Below are 305 nucleotides of genomic sequence, written 5' to 3'. Positions count from 1 at the left end.
CCCGCCACACCACCCGCTTCGTGGTGATCGGCAACCACCTCACCCAGCACCCCGAGCTGTCCCTGGTCGCCATCGGCCTCGCCTGCCACATCCAGTCGCTGCCCACCGGCACCCCCGTGGACATCAAGAGCCTCGCCGCCCGCTTCAAAGAAGGCGCCACCCGCATCAGCGACGCCCTGCGCGAACTGGAGACCCACGGCTATCTCCGCCGCGAACGCATCCGCACCCCCACCGGCCACCTCATCACCCGCACCACCTCCTGCAACCAGCCCCACCACCGACGCGAAGCAGCAACACCCCCCGAC

The 305-nt window shown here is 69.8% G+C and carries 1 pseudogene; it reads left to right on the top strand.

Annotation, left to right across the window (positions count from 1 at the left end):
* A pseudogene (locus ADK41_RS12855) lies at nt 1–305 on the top strand (helix-turn-helix domain-containing protein); the annotation flags it as partial.

It is taken from the genome of Streptomyces caelestis (assembly GCF_001279005.1).
Taxonomy (GTDB): Bacteria; Actinomycetota; Actinomycetes; order Streptomycetales; family Streptomycetaceae; genus Streptomyces; species Streptomyces heliomycini.
The sequence above is the reverse complement of the archived record's forward strand: the minus strand, read 5'-3'. Positions and strand labels throughout refer to the sequence as shown.